Annotated in this window: 12 protein-coding genes; 6 read left to right on the top strand and 6 right to left on the bottom strand. The window is 68.0% G+C overall.

Features of this window, described 5'->3' with window-relative positions; translation table 11 throughout:
• Position 1 precedes the first annotated feature (1 nt).
• Positions 2-550, bottom strand: coding sequence for a formaldehyde-activating enzyme (locus BLQ49_RS19695; protein WP_091718756.1), 549 nt, complete (start codon positions 548-550; stop codon positions 2-4).
• Positions 551-990: 440 nt separating this feature from the next.
• Here BLQ49_RS19695 and BLQ49_RS19700 point away from each other — a divergent pair, with 440 nt between their 5' ends.
• From BLQ49_RS19700 to BLQ49_RS19710, 3 genes are all read left to right on the top strand, one after another.
• Positions 991-4,122 (top strand): rhamnan synthesis F family protein, encoded by a 3,132-nt coding sequence (locus BLQ49_RS19700; RefSeq protein WP_091718758.1) that lies wholly within the window; start codon positions 991-993, stop codon positions 4,120-4,122.
• A gap of 19 nt (positions 4,123-4,141) precedes the next feature.
• Positions 4,142-5,671: a glycosyltransferase family 2 protein gene (locus BLQ49_RS19705; protein WP_091718760.1), complete on the top strand. Its 1,530-nt coding sequence runs from the start codon at positions 4,142-4,144 to the stop codon at positions 5,669-5,671.
• A 429-nt stretch (positions 5,672-6,100) separates the two neighbouring features.
• Positions 6,101-6,598, top strand: coding sequence for a cupin domain-containing protein (locus BLQ49_RS19710; RefSeq protein WP_091718919.1), 498 nt, complete (start codon positions 6,101-6,103; stop codon positions 6,596-6,598).
• A gap of 249 nt (positions 6,599-6,847) precedes the next feature.
• Here BLQ49_RS19710 and BLQ49_RS19715 read toward each other — a convergent pair whose 3' ends face one another.
• Positions 6,848-7,819 (bottom strand): helix-turn-helix domain-containing protein, encoded by a 972-nt coding sequence (locus BLQ49_RS19715; RefSeq protein ID WP_091718762.1) that lies wholly within the window; start codon positions 7,817-7,819, stop codon positions 6,848-6,850.
• Between the two features lie 463 nt (positions 7,820-8,282).
• A complete protein-coding gene (locus BLQ49_RS19720) occupies positions 8,283-9,548 on the bottom strand; it encodes an FAD-dependent monooxygenase (RefSeq protein ID WP_091718764.1) in 1,266 nt (421 codons plus the stop codon).
• Positions 9,549-9,650: 102 nt separating this feature from the next.
• On the opposite strand from BLQ49_RS19720, the gene tesB reads away from it, so the two are divergent.
• From tesB to BLQ49_RS19735, 3 genes are all read left to right on the top strand, one after another.
• A complete protein-coding gene (tesB, locus tag BLQ49_RS19725) occupies positions 9,651-10,550 on the top strand; it encodes an acyl-CoA thioesterase II (protein ID WP_091718766.1) in 900 nt (299 codons plus the stop codon).
• A 300-nt stretch (positions 10,551-10,850) separates the two neighbouring features.
• The gene (locus BLQ49_RS19730) at positions 10,851-11,189 is read left to right on the top strand and encodes a P-II family nitrogen regulator (protein ID WP_091718767.1); all 339 of its coding nucleotides are present in this window, start codon (positions 10,851-10,853) and stop codon (positions 11,187-11,189) included.
• Positions 11,190-11,269: 80 nt separating this feature from the next.
• The gene (locus BLQ49_RS19735; protein ID WP_091718769.1) at positions 11,270-12,769 is read left to right on the top strand and encodes an ammonium transporter; all 1,500 of its coding nucleotides are present in this window, start codon (positions 11,270-11,272) and stop codon (positions 12,767-12,769) included.
• Positions 12,770-12,842: 73 nt separating this feature from the next.
• On the opposite strand, the gene BLQ49_RS19740 is transcribed toward BLQ49_RS19735, so the two are convergent.
• The 3 genes from BLQ49_RS19740 to BLQ49_RS19750 all read right to left on the bottom strand — a co-directional run bounded on the left by BLQ49_RS19740 (position 12,843) and on the right by BLQ49_RS19750 (position 15,092).
• Positions 12,843-13,544: an aspartate/glutamate racemase family protein gene (locus BLQ49_RS19740; protein WP_091718771.1), complete on the bottom strand. Its 702-nt coding sequence runs from the start codon at positions 13,542-13,544 to the stop codon at positions 12,843-12,845.
• Between the two features lie 69 nt (positions 13,545-13,613).
• Positions 13,614-13,898 carry a DUF1902 domain-containing protein gene (locus BLQ49_RS30900; protein ID WP_091718774.1) on the bottom strand — a complete coding sequence of 95 codons (285 nt, stop codon included), beginning with the start codon at positions 13,896-13,898 and terminating at the stop codon, positions 13,614-13,616.
• 24 nt (positions 13,899-13,922) lie between these two features.
• Positions 13,923-15,092, bottom strand: coding sequence for a phosphoserine transaminase (locus tag BLQ49_RS19750; protein WP_091718775.1), 1,170 nt, complete (start codon positions 15,090-15,092; stop codon positions 13,923-13,925).
• Between the last annotated feature and the right edge of the window lie 49 nt (positions 15,093-15,141).

Consider the following 15,141-nt stretch of genomic DNA (forward strand, 5'->3'; position numbering starts at 1 on the left):
GTCAGATCTTACCCTCGAGACCCATCGTGTAGTATTTGTGGACGATCTTGTCCTGGTTCTCGAGGAGCCAGTCGATCGACGGCTCGTTGGTCATCGCCTTGCGGATCGCTTCGGTCATGCCCTTGCGCTGGATCTCGAACAGCGCCTTGTGGTCGACCGTCTCGGCCTGGATCACGCCCGGGCTCAGCCAGACCGAGCAGATGATGCCGAGGTCGTTGGCCTTCTCCTTCGGGATATACCCGGCGCGCACCGCGTCCAGCACGCCGTTGGCGATGGCGAACTGCACCGTGCCCATCAGGATCGACGTGTACTTGCTCTCGGTCACGCTGACCTTGGAGACGCAGAGCGTCACCGGGCGGACCATGATGTCGGTGTTGAGCAGCGCGAAGACGCGGCTGTGGCCGACGACCTGATCGCCCGTCAGCGTCGCGAGCGCCGTGCCGACCGGCCCGTCGAGTTCGCCGATGATGACCTCGGGCTCGGAGGCGGTGTTCGGGGGGCCGCCCGCCACGAGGGCTTCGCCAGCGCGGAGGATGATGCGTTCACTCATGGGGGTAGGCTCCATCGTTTGCGGCAGGCGCGGCTGGCCGGCATCCGTCGCGGTGGACGGGGCAGCTCGTGGGTTCGCAACAGGCGCCTGCAGCCGGTCCGGATGCGGATCGACCGCCCCGGCGCTCATGCCGTCGATGCCTGCCGTCAGTGCGCCTCGTACACGATTGCGATCGCCGCAGGATAGGCGAGGGACCGAACGTCCAGGATCGATCCGAGGGCTACGGGTGTGGCGGCACGCGGTCCGGCGGCCGGATCTCGATCTGGATGCAGGTTTCGTCACGGGCGAAGGTCTTGGCGTCGGCGACCCGGACCTTTAGGAAGGCGCCCAAGCCGGGGCGGTCCCGCCCACGATTGCCGGACCGGCTGAACCCCCCTGATGTCTCTCGCGGATCGCGGCGTGGGCAGCCTTGCGGGCTTCCCGCGTATCCGGACCTGACCATGCGCCTTCGAGATGTGTTCGCCGCCGGATCGTCGGAGAAAGCCGGCCTCGCCGGGGCGGCGCAGTCCCTCGCGCGCCCCTTGGCCCGGCGCCTGAAGCGCCGCCGCGGTGAGCCCCGGCAGGCGGATGTCGTCCAGGCCGTGAAGGCATCGGGCTTGTTCGATCCGGCATGGTATGCCCGGCGCTACCCCGACGTGGTCGGCGAGGGGATCGATCCCGCGGTGCATTACGCGGTCCATGGCGGCCGGGAGGGGCGCTGGCCGCACCCGCTGTTCCACGGCGACCTCTACCTCGATTCCGTGCCGGGGCTGCGGGCCGAGGGTATCAACCCGGTGCTCCACTACCGCGACCGCGGCGCCGAGGCCGGGATTCGCCCCAATCCCCTGTTCGATCCCGACTGGTATGCCGAACGCTATCTCGGCGGCGCGACGCAGCGCGGCCGGGCGTTCCTGCACTTCCTGGCCAATCCGGACACCGACCCGTCGCCGCTGTTCGACACGGCCTGGTACCTGTCCCGCTACCCGGATGCCCGGGCGGCCGGCGGCAACGCGCTGGCCCATTATTACGAGACCGGCCGGAAGCAGGGCTACCTGCGCAATCCGGAGGAATTCGCCGGCCTGTCGCGCCACGTGGACCTGATCCGCAACGCCGGGATCTTCGACGCGGAGTTCTACCGCTCGCGCTGTCCCGAGGCCGAAACCAGCGGGCTCGACGCCCTGGAACACTACGTGATGGCGGGCGGCTATCGCCGCTACGCACCCCATCCGCTGTTCGATCCCGATTGGTACGCCGCGCAATCCCCCGCCGTGCGGGCCGACGCCCTCAACCCCCTGGTCCATTATCTGGAGCACGGCGCCGCCGAAGGTCTCGATCCGGGCCCGTGGTTCGACACGCGCTGGTATGCCGAGACCTACCTCGCCGAGGACGGGGACCAGCAGAACCCGCTGGTGCATTTCCTGGCCGATGGCGGGCGCAGCACCAGCCCGTCGCCGCGCTTCGACGCCCCCTGGTATCTGGCCCGCTATCCGAGGGTCGCGGCCCTCGGGCTGAACCCGCTCGTCGATTACGTGCTGACCGGCCTGGAGGCGGGGCGGCTCACCCGCCGCGTCCCCGGCGCGGCGGTGCCGGAGGCGTCCGATGCCCGCCTCTCCTGCCTGAAGCGGGAGCCGCGCCGGCATGGCCGCACGGCCCTGTTCATCACCCATTGCCCGGAGGGGCGGATCCGCGGCCATGTCGAGCCCTACCTGACGGCCTTCGCGGAGAACGGCGTCGACATCGTCCTGATCATCGCCGCCGACCAGCTCAAGAACGCGGTACCGCAGGCGATCCTGGATCTGTGCGCCTCGGTCTACCTGCGGGAGAACACGGGGTTCGACTTCGCCGCCTGGGCGCATGTCCTGCTGGAGGATGTCGATCTCCTCGACGCGGAGACCCTGTACCTCGCCAACGACAGCCTCGTCGGCCCCCTCGACCGGACCGATTTCTCGGCGCTGCTCACCAAGATCGACGCGTTCCCGGAGGCGGTGATCGGGCTCGCCGACAACTTCTACTACAGTCACCACCTCCAGAGCTTCTTCCTGGCCCTGAAGCGGCGCTGCCTGTCGTCCTATGCGTTCAACCACTTTCTTCTGTCGGTGGCGAACTGGCCCGACAAGAACGCGGTGATCACCGAATACGAGCTGACCTTCTCGCAGCGGATGCGGGCCGCGGGACTTGGGATGCGCAGCCTGTTCTCGGCGCAGAACAAGCACATGTCGCTGGTCAACGACCCGCGCAACAACCGCACCCTGTTCGACTGGGAGAACATGCTGGCCCAAGGCTTCCCGTTCGTGAAGCGCTCGCTGCTCGGCGAGCATGCGGCGATCGGCGGTGCGGCGGTGCGGGAGGCGATCGCGAAGAGCGGCTTCGACCTCGACCGGCTCGACGTGACCTACACCTATCCGGGCGCCAGGATCTGGGCGGACCTGCGCAAGCCCCAGGCGCCGGAGCGGCCGCTGCGCGTATCGTTCATCTCGCCGATGAACTACGCCAACGGCCTCGGCGTCGCCGCCCGCAGCTACGCCCGTGCGCTCCACCGGACGCCGTTCACACTGAACATCCACCCGATGGAGCGGCCCTTCCACGTCCACGCCCGGGTGGCGCCCGCGTGGCAGGCCCGCACCTTCTCGGGCGCTGCGGATGTCGCCCTGGTGCATTTCAATGGCGACAGCTGGCATTCGCTCATGAGCGACGCGCAGCAGGCGATCGCCGCGCAGGCGCGGCTGAAGATCGGGCTGTTCGTGTGGGAGACCTCCCATGTGCCCGGCGGCTGGCTGCCCACCGTCGATGGGCTCGACGCCATCTGGGCACCCACCGAGTTCTGCGCGGCGATCTTCCGGCAGATCACCGATATCCCGGTCGATGTCGTGCCCTACGTGGTCGAGAACGAGGCCGGCGAGCCGGCGAGCGCCGCCGCCAAGGCGAACCTGCGCAAGGCCTTCGCGATCGACCCCGCCAAGCGGGTGATCCTCTACGCCTTCGACGGGTCGAGCTACCTCGCCCGCAAGAACCCGCACGCGCTGATCCGGGCGTTCCGGGCGGCGGGTCTGGGGAAGGCCGGCTGGCAGCTCGTGCTCAAGACCAAGCACGTCTTCGATCTGCCCGAGGAGGGCAAGAAGCTCTTCAACCTCGTCGGCGCGTCCGGCGACGTGGTGGTGATCGACCAGCCCCTCTCCCAGAACGAGCTTGGCGCGCTGTTCGATCTCTGCGCGGTCTACGCCTCGTCGCATTCCTCGGAAGGCTTCGGACTGACGATCGCGGAGGCGATGGAGATGGGCAAGGTCGTGGTCGCCACCGATTACGGCGGCTGCCGCGATTTCCTCGACGCCACCTGCGGCTTCCCCGTGAAGGCCGATGTCACGGCCCTCGACCAAACCTACGGACCGTACCTGCGCGGCGCCGAATGGGGCCAGGTAGACGAGGCCGATCTCGCCCGCGCGCTGACCGACGCGGCCCGGGCGGTGACCGGCGGGGACGCGGCGCGGATCGGTGCCGCCGCGCGGGCGCGGATCCGCGAGCGCCTGTCCATCGGCGCGGTGGCCTCCGCCATGGAGGCGAGCCTTTCCCGCCTCCTCGCCGCCGACCGTTCCTGACGCCCCGGAGACGCGACCCGTGTTGAAGAAGAAGCCGGTCCCGGCCCCGTCGGCCTCCTGGGGGGCGCTCGCGTGGCCGGACGCGATCGTGCCGCTACCCCTCGACGCGCAGTTCCGCCCCGTGGATGAGCGCCGGCTGGACCAGATCGCCGCCGGGCAGCTGCCGTCCTGCCGGGCCGTGTTCGTGGCACCGGCGGCCTCGGAGCTGCGCCCCGACCTCGTTCGGCAGCTCACGCGCGCCATGGCCGAGCGACCGGATATCGGCCTCTTCTACGGCGACGATGCCGTGGTGGACGGTGCCGGACAGGTCCGCAGCGTCCACTGCAAGCCGGCCTTCAACCTGGGCCTGCTGATGGCCGATGATTACATCGGCTTCCCGCTCCTGATCCGCGCCGCGACCTTCGCGGGCCTCAAGCCGGATTTCCGTCAGCGCTACGCCAGCGCCGCGTGGTTCCGGTTCCTGCTCGGGGCGATCTCCGCCGGCATCGGCATCGACCGGATCCCCGAGACCCTGATCGCCTCGCCGCTGGAGCGTCCGAAGGCGACTCGAACCGCCCGTGCCCATACCCTCGACCGCTGGTTCGAGACGAATGGCGCACCCCTGCGCACGGCCCCGGGCCTGACGCCGGACACGCTGGAGATCCGCCGCACCCTCGACGCGCGACCGCCGGTGACCCTCGTCGTCCCGACGAATCAGAGCCGGCCCAAGGACGACCAAGGCCGCGCCGTGGACGGTGCCAAGCCCCACGTGATCAACCTGCTCGACAGCCTCGGCCGCAGCACCTACCCGGCCGACCGGATCCGGGTGCTGATCGGCGACGACGTAGCCGACGACGCGATCTATCGCGGCCGCACCGATCGCTTCGCCGTGACCCGCCGGCTGACGACCCGGGCGCCGGGGGAAAAATTCAACTACGCGGCCAAGATGAACACGCTCTGGCGGGCCGCCGAGACCGACCTCGTCATTCTCATGAACGACGACCTCGTGGTGCGCCGGCCCGGCTGGATCGAGGCATTGCTGACCTTCGCGCCGGACCGGGGCGTCGGCGGCGTCGGCGGTCGGCTGCTGTTCCCCACGGGCAAGATTCAGCATGCCGGCATGACCGGCGGCATCTTCGACGTGTTCGCCCATCCCTGGTACAACCGGGACGCGGACGAGCGGACCTATGGCGACTGGGCGCTGACGCAGCGCGACTGCTCGGCGGTGACCGGCGCGCTCTTCGCCACCCGCAAGGCGGTGCTGGAGGCGGTGAACGGCTTTGACGAGGATTTCGCCCTCGACTTCAACGACGTCGACCTGTGCCTGAAGCTGCGCCAGCTCGGCTATCGCATCGTCTACACGCCGTTTGCCGAGTTGATCCACCACGAGAGCGCCTCGCGCCAGACCAGCTTCGCCCCAGGCCCGCAGACCGCACGCTTCCTCCGCCGCTGGCGCGACGTGCTGGCGGAGGACCCCGCCTACAGCCCGCAATTGCGCACCGACACCGACGTGGTCGCTCCCCGGGCCGACGCGACGCGCTGGATCACGGAGCGGCGGGGGGAGGGGTAGGCGGATCCCGGCTCCGGGTTGCGGATGCTCTCTCGAGCGTAGGTCTTCCTCCCCCCTCTGCAGGCTGGCGGATTCACACGTCTCTTCCCGATGCTTCATTCTTCCAGAAACGAGCGCATTTCCGTCCCCATTGTGGGGAGAGGCCAGGGGTGGTGCAGATGGCACCGCTCCGCTCGATCCTGAGCCACCCCCACCTCCAACTTCTCCCCACAGGTTTGAGCGATCCTGGGCAGGCCCGGGATCGCCAGGGGAGGAGCGCGCGTCGGCGAAGATGTGCGAATGCGGGGCACGATCCAATTAATCAAAACCCGCAAATAAGCTGGTGTTTCTCGTAGAAATCCTGGACCGGCAATTCTCGCGGCCGGCAAAGTAGCCGACTGTGCCGCCTCCCTTCGAGCGGGCGCCGTCCGCCACGTGCCGGAGCTGACCGTGAAGAGGCTTCCCGCCGCCGCTGCCCTGCTTCTCATGGCCGCCGGCGCCTACGCGGAGATCCGGCTGCACGAGGGCGGGCGCCCCATCACCGGCACGGCGATCCGGCCCGGGGCCGCCGCCTTCAGCCCCGCGCCGATCCCGGCGGATTGGGTCGTCTCGGGCAACCCCGTCACCGAGGTCGCGGAGGTCTCCGAGACCCATGACGGGAGTGCGAGCGTCTATCTCTGGCGCACCACGGCGAGCACGTTCCGCTGGACGCACCACAGCGACGAGATCATCACGATCCTCGACGGCGACGTCTTCATCACCGAGGCGGATGGCAAACGGCACCACCTGACCCCGGGCGATGTCGCGCATTTCCCGGTCGGGTCGATCCAGCTCTGGGAGGTGCCGAAGACGCTCCTGAAGTCGGCGATCCTCAAGCACCGGGAGCCTGCGCTGGTCGAGGCCTCTCTGCGCTGGATGCGCCGGGCCCGCGCGTTCGTCGCCGGCTGAGAGCCGAGGCGTCTCCGTCGCCGGCTGAGAGCCGAGGCGTCTCCGTCGCCGGTGTGAACCCGATCGGCTGGGGCGTGCGTTGGCGGCTTCCGAGCCATGCCTGTCACTTAGCAGTCAGGGGCATCAATCTCGTAAACGGACGCTCCTCGTTGCACGCTGACGCCAGCGGCCATCTCTGGAGCGCCGCCAAGACCGCAGTCGGATACAACTAGGCATGGTGTTCGCCGACAGGGGGATACAGCGTTTCCCTCAGCAAGCGACGGCTTGCGATAGCGCACGGTGGCGGTAGTCCCGCGGACTGAGCCCATAGCGCTCCTTGAAGCGGCGGGAGAAATGAGACTGGCTGGCGAAGCCGCAGCTATACGCGAGGCTGCCGAGCTGCACGTGGAGGTATCCGGGATCGGCTAAGCGTTGAGCTGCTGCTGCCAGCCGGCGCTCCCAGATCCAATCCGAGATGTGCCGGCCGCGCTCCTGGAACAGCTCCTGGAGCCGCCGCAGGGACACGCCGACCACGCAGGCGAGCTGCGGTGGATCGAGGGTCTGGTCGTGAAGGTTCGCCTCGACGTAGGCTTTGGCGCGCTGGACGACGAGAGAGCCGTGCACGGGCCGGGGCACCTCCCGGGCGATGCGCTCCGCAAGGCTGGCGACGATGAGATCAATCCCCACCCCAACCATGCGCTCGGCGACTTCCGGCGACATCCGATCCCCCTGAGCCAACATGTCCATCAAGAACGAGCGGGCCAGGGTGGCTACCGGTTGGTGGCCCTCGACGGTTAGGCTGGCGAAGAGCCGGGCCGGGCCTAGCACGCTCTCTATCCGCGCCCGTGGGATCGCGATGGACAGAACTTCGCTGTACCCATCGTGCTCAACCGTCCACGGCGTGTTCGTATCGCGGATCGCGAAATCGCCGGCTCCGTCCGTGCTCGAGCGGTCGTTCTGCTCCGCTTTCAAGGAGCCGGTCAGCACCAAGCTCATGAGAAGATGGTCAGGCTTGTGATTTTCGTGTCGAATCGTTCTGGCGGTCGTCGATGATCTGAGATTTTTCAGTGCGAATTTAGTGAACTCTATTCCACCAATGCCTGCGCCATCGATGGTGGCGTCAAAGTGAGCATCGACGAGGGATACTTGTTCTATTGGTACGGCACGATCCTCACAGACTTCACGCCAGCGCCGAAATCGGTCTTTGGGTGGCACCCCGTCGGTTGTGAAGATGGTCTTCATTGCGGCTGCGATATGTCCACGCGAGCCCGGTTTTGCAATATAAATTATCAATTGTATTAATATGTACATTGAGCTGGCGACTAGGAATACTAGCCGCCGAAATATAATGTGAAGTCAAGCAATTTAGATATGCATCGCGGGCTTCGAGCAAATAGCTGCATCATGTCGGGTATCCGATCGTATTCCCCACGATCGCTCGCCATGCCTGTCAGGATCGCCACAAAGGCTGCAAACCCGTCGAAAATCGTGGGGGCTATTTGAAGGTCGGCAAAACGTATCTCGCCGACATAGGACTAGGATGCTGCGGTGTCCGGTTTGCCGCATCGGGCACCCGAAAGCTCATCGGCCTCTTCCGGCCAATCGGCGAGCGTCCGCGTTCTTCATGCACGCTCCCGAAACCGGGACGGCAGAAATCCACCCGATTCGGACCATCACTACGGCCACGCTGATTGCACACAGACTCCTACAGCGCCTCCCCGCGCATCAGCCGGGGCCGCGTTCCGCGCGCGGCTGCCGCCTCGCCGATGAAGAAGCGCTTGAGCCCCGGCAGCCGGTCCACGATCCCGAGGCCGAGGTCCCGGGCGAGCCGCAGCGGCAGGGCGTCGTTCGAGAACAGGCGGTTCAGCCCGTCGGTGGTCGCCGCCATGGCGAAGCTGTCGAAGCGTCGGGCGCGCTCGTAATCGCGCAGGACCTCGGGGCCGCCCGGGTCGAGGCCGAGGCGCAGCGCGCCGGTCATCGCCTCGGCGAGGGCCGCAGCATCCGCGAGGCCGAGGTTCAGCCCCTGGCCGGCGATCGGATGGATCAGGTGGGCCGCGTCGCCCAACAGGGCGAGTCGGTCCGCATGGAAGCGCCGGGCGAGGCCGACCGCCAGGGGATGCCGGCTCGGCCCGTGCTCCAGCGCCAGCACCCCGAGGTCCAGGGTGAAGCGGCGCTCGATCTCGCCCAGCACTTCGTCGGGCGCCCCGGAGAGCAGGGCCTCGGCCGCGTCGGCGCGCTCGGTCCAGACGATCGAGGAGCGGTGGCCCAGGGCGCCGCCGTCCCGCAGCGGCAGGATCGCGAAGGGGCCGGAGGGCAGGAAATGCTCGAAGGCCCGTCCCTCGTGCGGTCGGGCATGGCCGATGGTCGCCACGATGCCGACCTGCGGGTAGGACCACCCGACCCAGCCGATCCGCGCGGCTTCCCGCAGGCGCGAGCGCGCCCCGTCGGCGGCCACCAGCAGGTCGCCGCGCAGGCGTTCGCCCGTAGTCAGCTGTGCCTGAATCGCCGGGCCTTCCGGCGTGGCGCGGACAACGCCGGCCGTGACGAAGGCCACTCCGGCATCCCGGCAGGCCGCCGCCAGCACCGCGGCGAGGGCCTCGGCCTCGATCATGTGGGCGAAGGGCGCGCCGTCGATCCGGTCGTCGTCCGCCTCCTGGCCGAAGGTGAGAAACACGGGGCGCACCGGGTCGGCGAGGCGGCTGTCGCTGATGACCATCGCGGTGATGGGCTCGGCCGCGTCCGTCAGCCGATCCCAGATTCCGAGCCGGTCCAGCATCCGCCGGCCCCCCGCCGCCAGCGCGTAGGCCCGACCGCGATGGCGGGCCGAATCGGCGCCGGACGGATCGACCACCGTGACGGCGAGCGCCGGTCCGTGAGCCTGCTTGAGGGCGAGCGCCAGGGCGAGGCTGGGCAGGCCGCCGCCGGCGATCAGGAGGGCGCGGCTGCCGGGGCGGGGCGTCTCGGCCGTCATCGGGGCGGATCTCCGGTTGTGACTCCCGTGTGGGAGGCGTTGGCTTGGTTCGTCCGATAGGCCTATGTCGCACGCGGTCAACGAACGGAAACCCCGCGCGCCATGACGGACGCCAATACCGACGCGATGAGCGATGCCGTCGCCGAACTGATCGCCATCCTCGACCTCGAACGGCTGGAGGTCGACCTGTTCCGCGGGCAGAACCCAAAGACCGGCTGGCGACGGGTCTTTGGCGGGCAGGTTGTCGCACAAGCGCTGGTCGCCGCCACCCGGACCGTGCCGGATGATCGCCCGGCCCACTCCCTGCACGCCTATTTCATGCTGCCGGGCGATCCCCGCACGCCGATCGTGTACGAGGTCGAGCGCATTCGGGATGGGCGCAGCTTCACCACCCGCCGGGTCAAAGCGGTCCAGCATGGGCGGGCGATCTTCGCGACCACGGTCTCGTATCAGGTGGTGGAGGAGGGGCTCGTCCACCAGCCCGCGATGCCGAGTGTCGCGGGTCCGGAAGGGCTCCTGGACGGCAAGGCCCTGGCGTCGGCCGGCGGCAGCGGCATGCCGGAGGCGATCGCCGCCTATTTCGGCCGTGAGCGGCCGATCGCCCTGCGGCCCGTCGATCTGAACCGCTACATCGCCGCGGGGACGAGCGGCCGCCCGCCCGAGCCCGTCTTCAATGTCTGGCTGCGCGCAGCCGCCACCCTGCCGGACGACCCCGCCCTGCACCGGGCGGTTCTGGCCTATGCCTCCGACATGACACTGCTCGACGTCTCGCTGATCCCGCACGGGCGCTCGGTGTTCGATCCCACCATCCAGGCCGCCAGCCTGGATCACGCCCTCTGGTTTCATCGGCCCGCGAAAATCGACGACTGGTTGCTCTACGCGCAGGACAGTCCAGCGGCGGGTGGCGCCCGAGGTTTCGCCCGCGGACAGATCTTCGACCGGGCTGGAAACCTCGTCGCCTCTGTCGCTCAGGAAGGCCTCATCCGGCCAACGCGGGATTAAAGCGCGCTTTCCAACGTGTGTTGCCGCTGTGCAACGGCCTCAAGTGCGCCTTATTGGGCAAAATGCTTGATATTGATGCACCTTTGCGCCGGCATGTGCACGCGCCCTGGTCGTTCGCGGCTAAATCCTGTGCAGATCCCTGCTCGGCAAAAAGGTTCCCGGTTAAGCTTGTCTGGCATAGTCCTTGAATAGCGGCCTTCGACCGCGGGCCATTCCGAGCCAGCGGGCGACCTGATTTCGGGGCGCCTGCGGATCGTGTGACGGCAACGGTTCCCAGGGACTTCGAAGGGGGCGTCGCCCATGAAAATCGTGATGGCCATCATCAAGCCGTTCAAGCTGGAGGAGGTGCGTGACGCGCTCACCGGCATCGGCGTCCACGGCCTGACGGTGACGGAGGTGAAGGGCTATGGCCGGCAGAAGGGCCACACCGAGATCTACCGCGGCGCGGAATACGCGGTGAGCTTCCTGCCGAAGCTGAAGATCGAGGTCGCCGTCGCTACCGATCTGACGTCGAGCGTCATCGACGCTATCGCGGGTGCCGCGCGCACCGGCCAGATCGGCGACGGCAAGATCTTCGTGATGCCGCTTGAGAAGGCGGTGCGCATCCGGACCGGCGAGACCGACGCCGACGCCCTCTGATCCGCGGCCCGGCGCGTCCGGGCCCGCAGAGTCCAGACTTTCTGAAACGATACGGATTTAAGACCGGGAGCCACGTGCCCATGAAACTTCGTCACGCCCTCATGCTCGGCTTGGGAGGGGCGGCCATCGCCGCCCTCCTGATCGAGCCGTCCCTCGCGCAGACGCCGACGCCGGAAGCCGCATCGCCGCCGCCGTCCCCAGTTCCGAACAAGGGCGATACCGCCTGGATGATGATCTCGGCCTGCCTCGTCCTGATGATGGCGGTGCCGGGCCTTGCCCTGTTCTACGGCGGCCTCGTGCGCACCAAGAACATGCTCTCGGTGCTGACCCAGGTCTTCGCGATCGTGTCGATCGTCGGCCTGCTCTGGGTGTTCTACGGCTACAGCCTGGCCTTTACCAGTGGCGGCGGCATTAACGACTTCGTGGGCGGCTTCTCGAAGGCCTTTCTCAAGGGCATCGACGCCAACTCCACCGTTGCGACCTTCTCTAACGGCGTCGTGATTCCCGAATACGCTTATCTGTGCTTCCAGATGACGTTCGCGATGATCACCCCGGCGCTGATCGTCGGCGCCTTCGCCGAGCGGATGAAGTTCTCCGCCCTGGTGGTGTTCACGATCCTCTGGGTCACGCTCATCTACTTCCCGATGGCCCATATGGTCTGGTACTGGGCCGGCCCGGATGCCGTCGCCGGCGCCGCCAAGGCTCTGGCTGCCGCCACCGACGACGCCTCGAAGGCCACCGCCCAGGCGGCGTTGGACGCGGTCAACAAGGATGCCGGCTTCCTGTTCCAGAAGGGCGCCCTCGACTTCGCCGGCGGCACCGTGGTGCACATCAACGCCGGAATCGCGGGCTTCGTCGGCTGCCTGATCATGGGCAAGCGCATCGGCTACGGCCGTGACCTGCTCGCCCCGCACTCGCTGACCATGACGATGATCGGCGCCTCGCTGCTGTGGGTCGGCTGGTTCGGCTTCAACGCCGGCTCGAACCTCGAGTCCAACGGCACGGCCGCGCTCGCCATGCTCAACACCTTCGTGGCGACCTGCGGCGCCGCGGTGGCGTGGCTGTTCGCCGAGTGGGCGCTCAAGGGCAAGCCGTCGCTGCTCGGCATGCTCTCGGGTGCGATCGCCGGCCTCGTGGCCGTCACCCCGGCCTCGGGCTTCGCTGGCCCGATGGGCTCGATCGTGCTCGGCCTCGTCGCCGGCGTGGTCTGCTTCATCATGTGCTCCACGGTGAAGAATGCGCTGGGCTACGACGACTCGCTGGACGTGTTCGGCGTGCACTGCGTCGGCGGCATCCTGGGCGCCCTGGCGACCGGTATCCTGGTCGACCCGAACCTCGGCGGCGTCGGCATCCCCGACTACACCTCCAAGCCGGGCGAACTGGCGGTCGGTGCCTACGACATGATGAGCCAGCTCATCATCCAGGCCGAAGCGGTCGGCCTGACCCTGCTGTGGTCGGGCATCGGCTCGGCGATCCTCTACAAGCTCGTCGACCTGACGATCGGCCTGCGGGTGACGCAGGAGGAGGAGCGCGAGGGCCTCGATATCGCCGATCACGGCGAGCGCGCCTACAACTACTGAAGCATGTGGCGCGGCCCTGCGGGGCCGCGTCTCCGGTATCAGAACCCCCGGCTCCGAAAGAGCCGGGGTTTTTTCATGTGGCGAGGGCGATCTCGACGGCGGCCTCGGCATGAATGGCCGTCGTGTCGTAGAGGAGCACGGCGCTGTCCTCCGGCCTGACAAGCAGCATGATCTCGGTGCAACCGAGGATGATCGCTTCGGCGCCGCGCGTCACGAGCTTGGCGATGATGTCCTGGTACGCGGCGCGGGAGGCGGGCTCAATCCTGCCCTGGACCAGCTCGTCGTAGATCACGCGATGGACGCAGGCGCGGTCCACCGCATCCGGCGTCAGAACCTCCAGACCGTAACGCTCTGCAAGCCGCCCCCGGTAGAAGTCCTGCTCCATGGTGAAGGCTGTTCCCAGCAGGCCGACGGAGCGCAGCCCGGCCGCCCTGATGCGTTCGGCCGTCGGGTCAGCGATGTGCAGGAGCGGCACGTCAAGGGCGCTCTGGATGGTGTCCGCCATGCGGTGCATCGTGTTGCTGCAGATAAGCACGATCTCAGCGCCGCCGCGCCGGAGGCGATGGGCCGCTTCGATCATGAGGCCGGTTGCATCGTCCCAGCGACCCGCATGCTGCAGGGCTTCGATCTCGGCGAAATCGAACGACCACATCAGGCATCGCGCCGAGTGCAGGGGACCGAGCCGCGTTCGAACGCGTTCGTTGATGAGGCGGTAATATTCCGCGGAGCTTTCCCAGCTGAGCCCGCCGATGAGACCGATGATCTTATGAGCCATTGCCTGCTCCGGTCATCGCCTGCCGGTGCCGAACATGCGCGTTTCAGAATTCAGGCAAGGCTTGATGCTTCAGCTTCCATGGTCGGGAAGCGAAGGGGCCAGATCAAGGCATAGATCGACGTCTGAAAGATCTTCCCGACGACCCTGGATCATTTCGGATCGCGTCTGCCTGAGCGGCGCAAGCGAGGCTGCCTCAGTCGCAAGGCCAGGAACGTCGCTGCCCGAGACGTACCAAACGGCCGCGTCGGGATCCCAGGCATAGCCGACGACGGTGTGGCGTGTCATGGCGAGCCCCCTGAAGCCCAATCGGCATCGTGCGAACCGGAGGATCGGCAGGATCCTCCGAGAACGCATCCGCGCTTTGCGGGCCTCCGCCCCTCACGCCGCCCGCGTCAGCGCCGCCTTCTCCTCCGCGAAGGCCCAGTCGAGCCAGGGGATCAGGGCTTCCAGATCGGCGGTCTCCACCGTGGCGCCGCACCAGATGCGCAGGCCCGCCGGGGCGTCGCGGTAGGCGCCGATGTCGAGGGCGACACCCTCCCGGTCCAGGCGCTCGACGATCCCCGCCGCGAAGGCCGAGACCGCCGCATCGCCCCGGGCGAGCACGTCCGAGTCGGCCAGCACGAGGCAGACGCCGGTATTCGAGTAGGTCGCCGGATCGACCGCCAGCGGCGCGATCCAGGGGGTGCGCGCCACCCAGTCGTAGATCGCCTTGGCGTTGGCGTCCGCCCGGGCGTGCAGCGCCGGCAGGCCGCCGATCCGCTCGGCCCAGGCCAGCGTGTCGAGGTAATCCTCTACCGCCAGCATCGAGGGCGTGTTGATCGTGTCGCCCTTGAAGATGCCCTCGATCAGCTTCCCGTCCTTTGTCAGGCGGAACACCTTCGGCAGCGGCCAGGACGGCGTGTGGCTCTCGAGCCTTGCCACCGCGCGGGGCGAGAGGATCAGCATGCCGTGCGCCGCCTCGCCGCCCATCACCTTCTGCCAGGAGAAGGTCACGACATCGAGCTTGTCCCAGGGCAGGGCTTGCGCGAAGGCCGCCGAGGTGGCGTCGCAGATCGTCAGTCCCTCGCGGTCTGCCGCGATCCAGTCGCCGTCCGGCACCTTCACGCCGGCCGCGGTGCCGTTCCAAGTGAAGACCACGTCGTTGTGCTGCGTGTCGATCGCGGCGAGATCGGGCAGGACGCCGTAGGGCGTCTGGTGGATGCGCGGGGCGATCTTGAGCTGCTTCAACGCGTCCGTGACCCACTCCTTGCCGAACGCCTCCCAGGCGGCGACCTCGACGGGCTTCGGCCCCAGCATCGTCCACATCGCCATCTCGACGGCGCCGGTATCAGAAGCCGGAACGATGCCGATCCGGTAATCGGCGGGCACCTGCAGGACAGAGCGCGTCAGGTCGATCGCCCGAGCGAGCTTGGCTTTGCCAAGGGGCGACCGATGCGACCGGCCGAGCGCGGCATCGGCCAGGGCGGCGGGGGTCCAGCCCGGGCGCTTGGCGCAGGGGCCGGAGGAGAAATGGGGCACGCGGGGGCGCTGCGTGGGGCGGCTGGTCATCGCGAATCCATCCTGCAGAGGGGCGCTCCTCGGCGGGGAGGAGATCCCG

Source organism: Methylobacterium phyllostachyos (assembly GCF_900103445.1).
Taxonomy (GTDB): domain Bacteria; phylum Pseudomonadota; class Alphaproteobacteria; order Rhizobiales; family Beijerinckiaceae; genus Methylobacterium; species Methylobacterium phyllostachyos.

Coding starts and splice junctions, on each gene's coding strand:
- BLQ49_RS19750 (WP_091718775.1), bottom strand. CDS start 15,092: ATGACCAGCCGCCCCACGCAGCGCCCCCGCGTGCCCCATTTCTCCTCC.
- tesB (WP_091718766.1), top strand. CDS start 9,651: ATGACGGACGCCAATACCGACGCGATGAGCGATGCCGTCGCCGAACTG.
- BLQ49_RS19695 (WP_091718756.1), bottom strand. CDS start 550: ATGAGTGAACGCATCATCCTCCGCGCTGGCGAAGCCCTCGTGGCGGGC.
- BLQ49_RS19700 (WP_091718758.1), top strand. CDS start 991: ATGCGCCTTCGAGATGTGTTCGCCGCCGGATCGTCGGAGAAAGCCGGC.
- BLQ49_RS19740 (WP_091718771.1), bottom strand. CDS start 13,544: ATGGCTCATAAGATCATCGGTCTCATCGGCGGGCTCAGCTGGGAAAGC.
- BLQ49_RS30900 (WP_091718774.1), bottom strand. CDS start 13,898: ATGCGTTCTCGGAGGATCCTGCCGATCCTCCGGTTCGCACGATGCCGA.
- BLQ49_RS19715 (WP_091718762.1), bottom strand. CDS start 7,819: ATGAAGACCATCTTCACAACCGACGGGGTGCCACCCAAAGACCGATTT.
- BLQ49_RS19730 (WP_091718767.1), top strand. CDS start 10,851: ATGAAAATCGTGATGGCCATCATCAAGCCGTTCAAGCTGGAGGAGGTG.
- BLQ49_RS19720 (WP_091718764.1), bottom strand. CDS start 9,548: ATGACGGCCGAGACGCCCCGCCCCGGCAGCCGCGCCCTCCTGATCGCC.
- BLQ49_RS19735 (WP_091718769.1), top strand. CDS start 11,270: ATGAAACTTCGTCACGCCCTCATGCTCGGCTTGGGAGGGGCGGCCATC.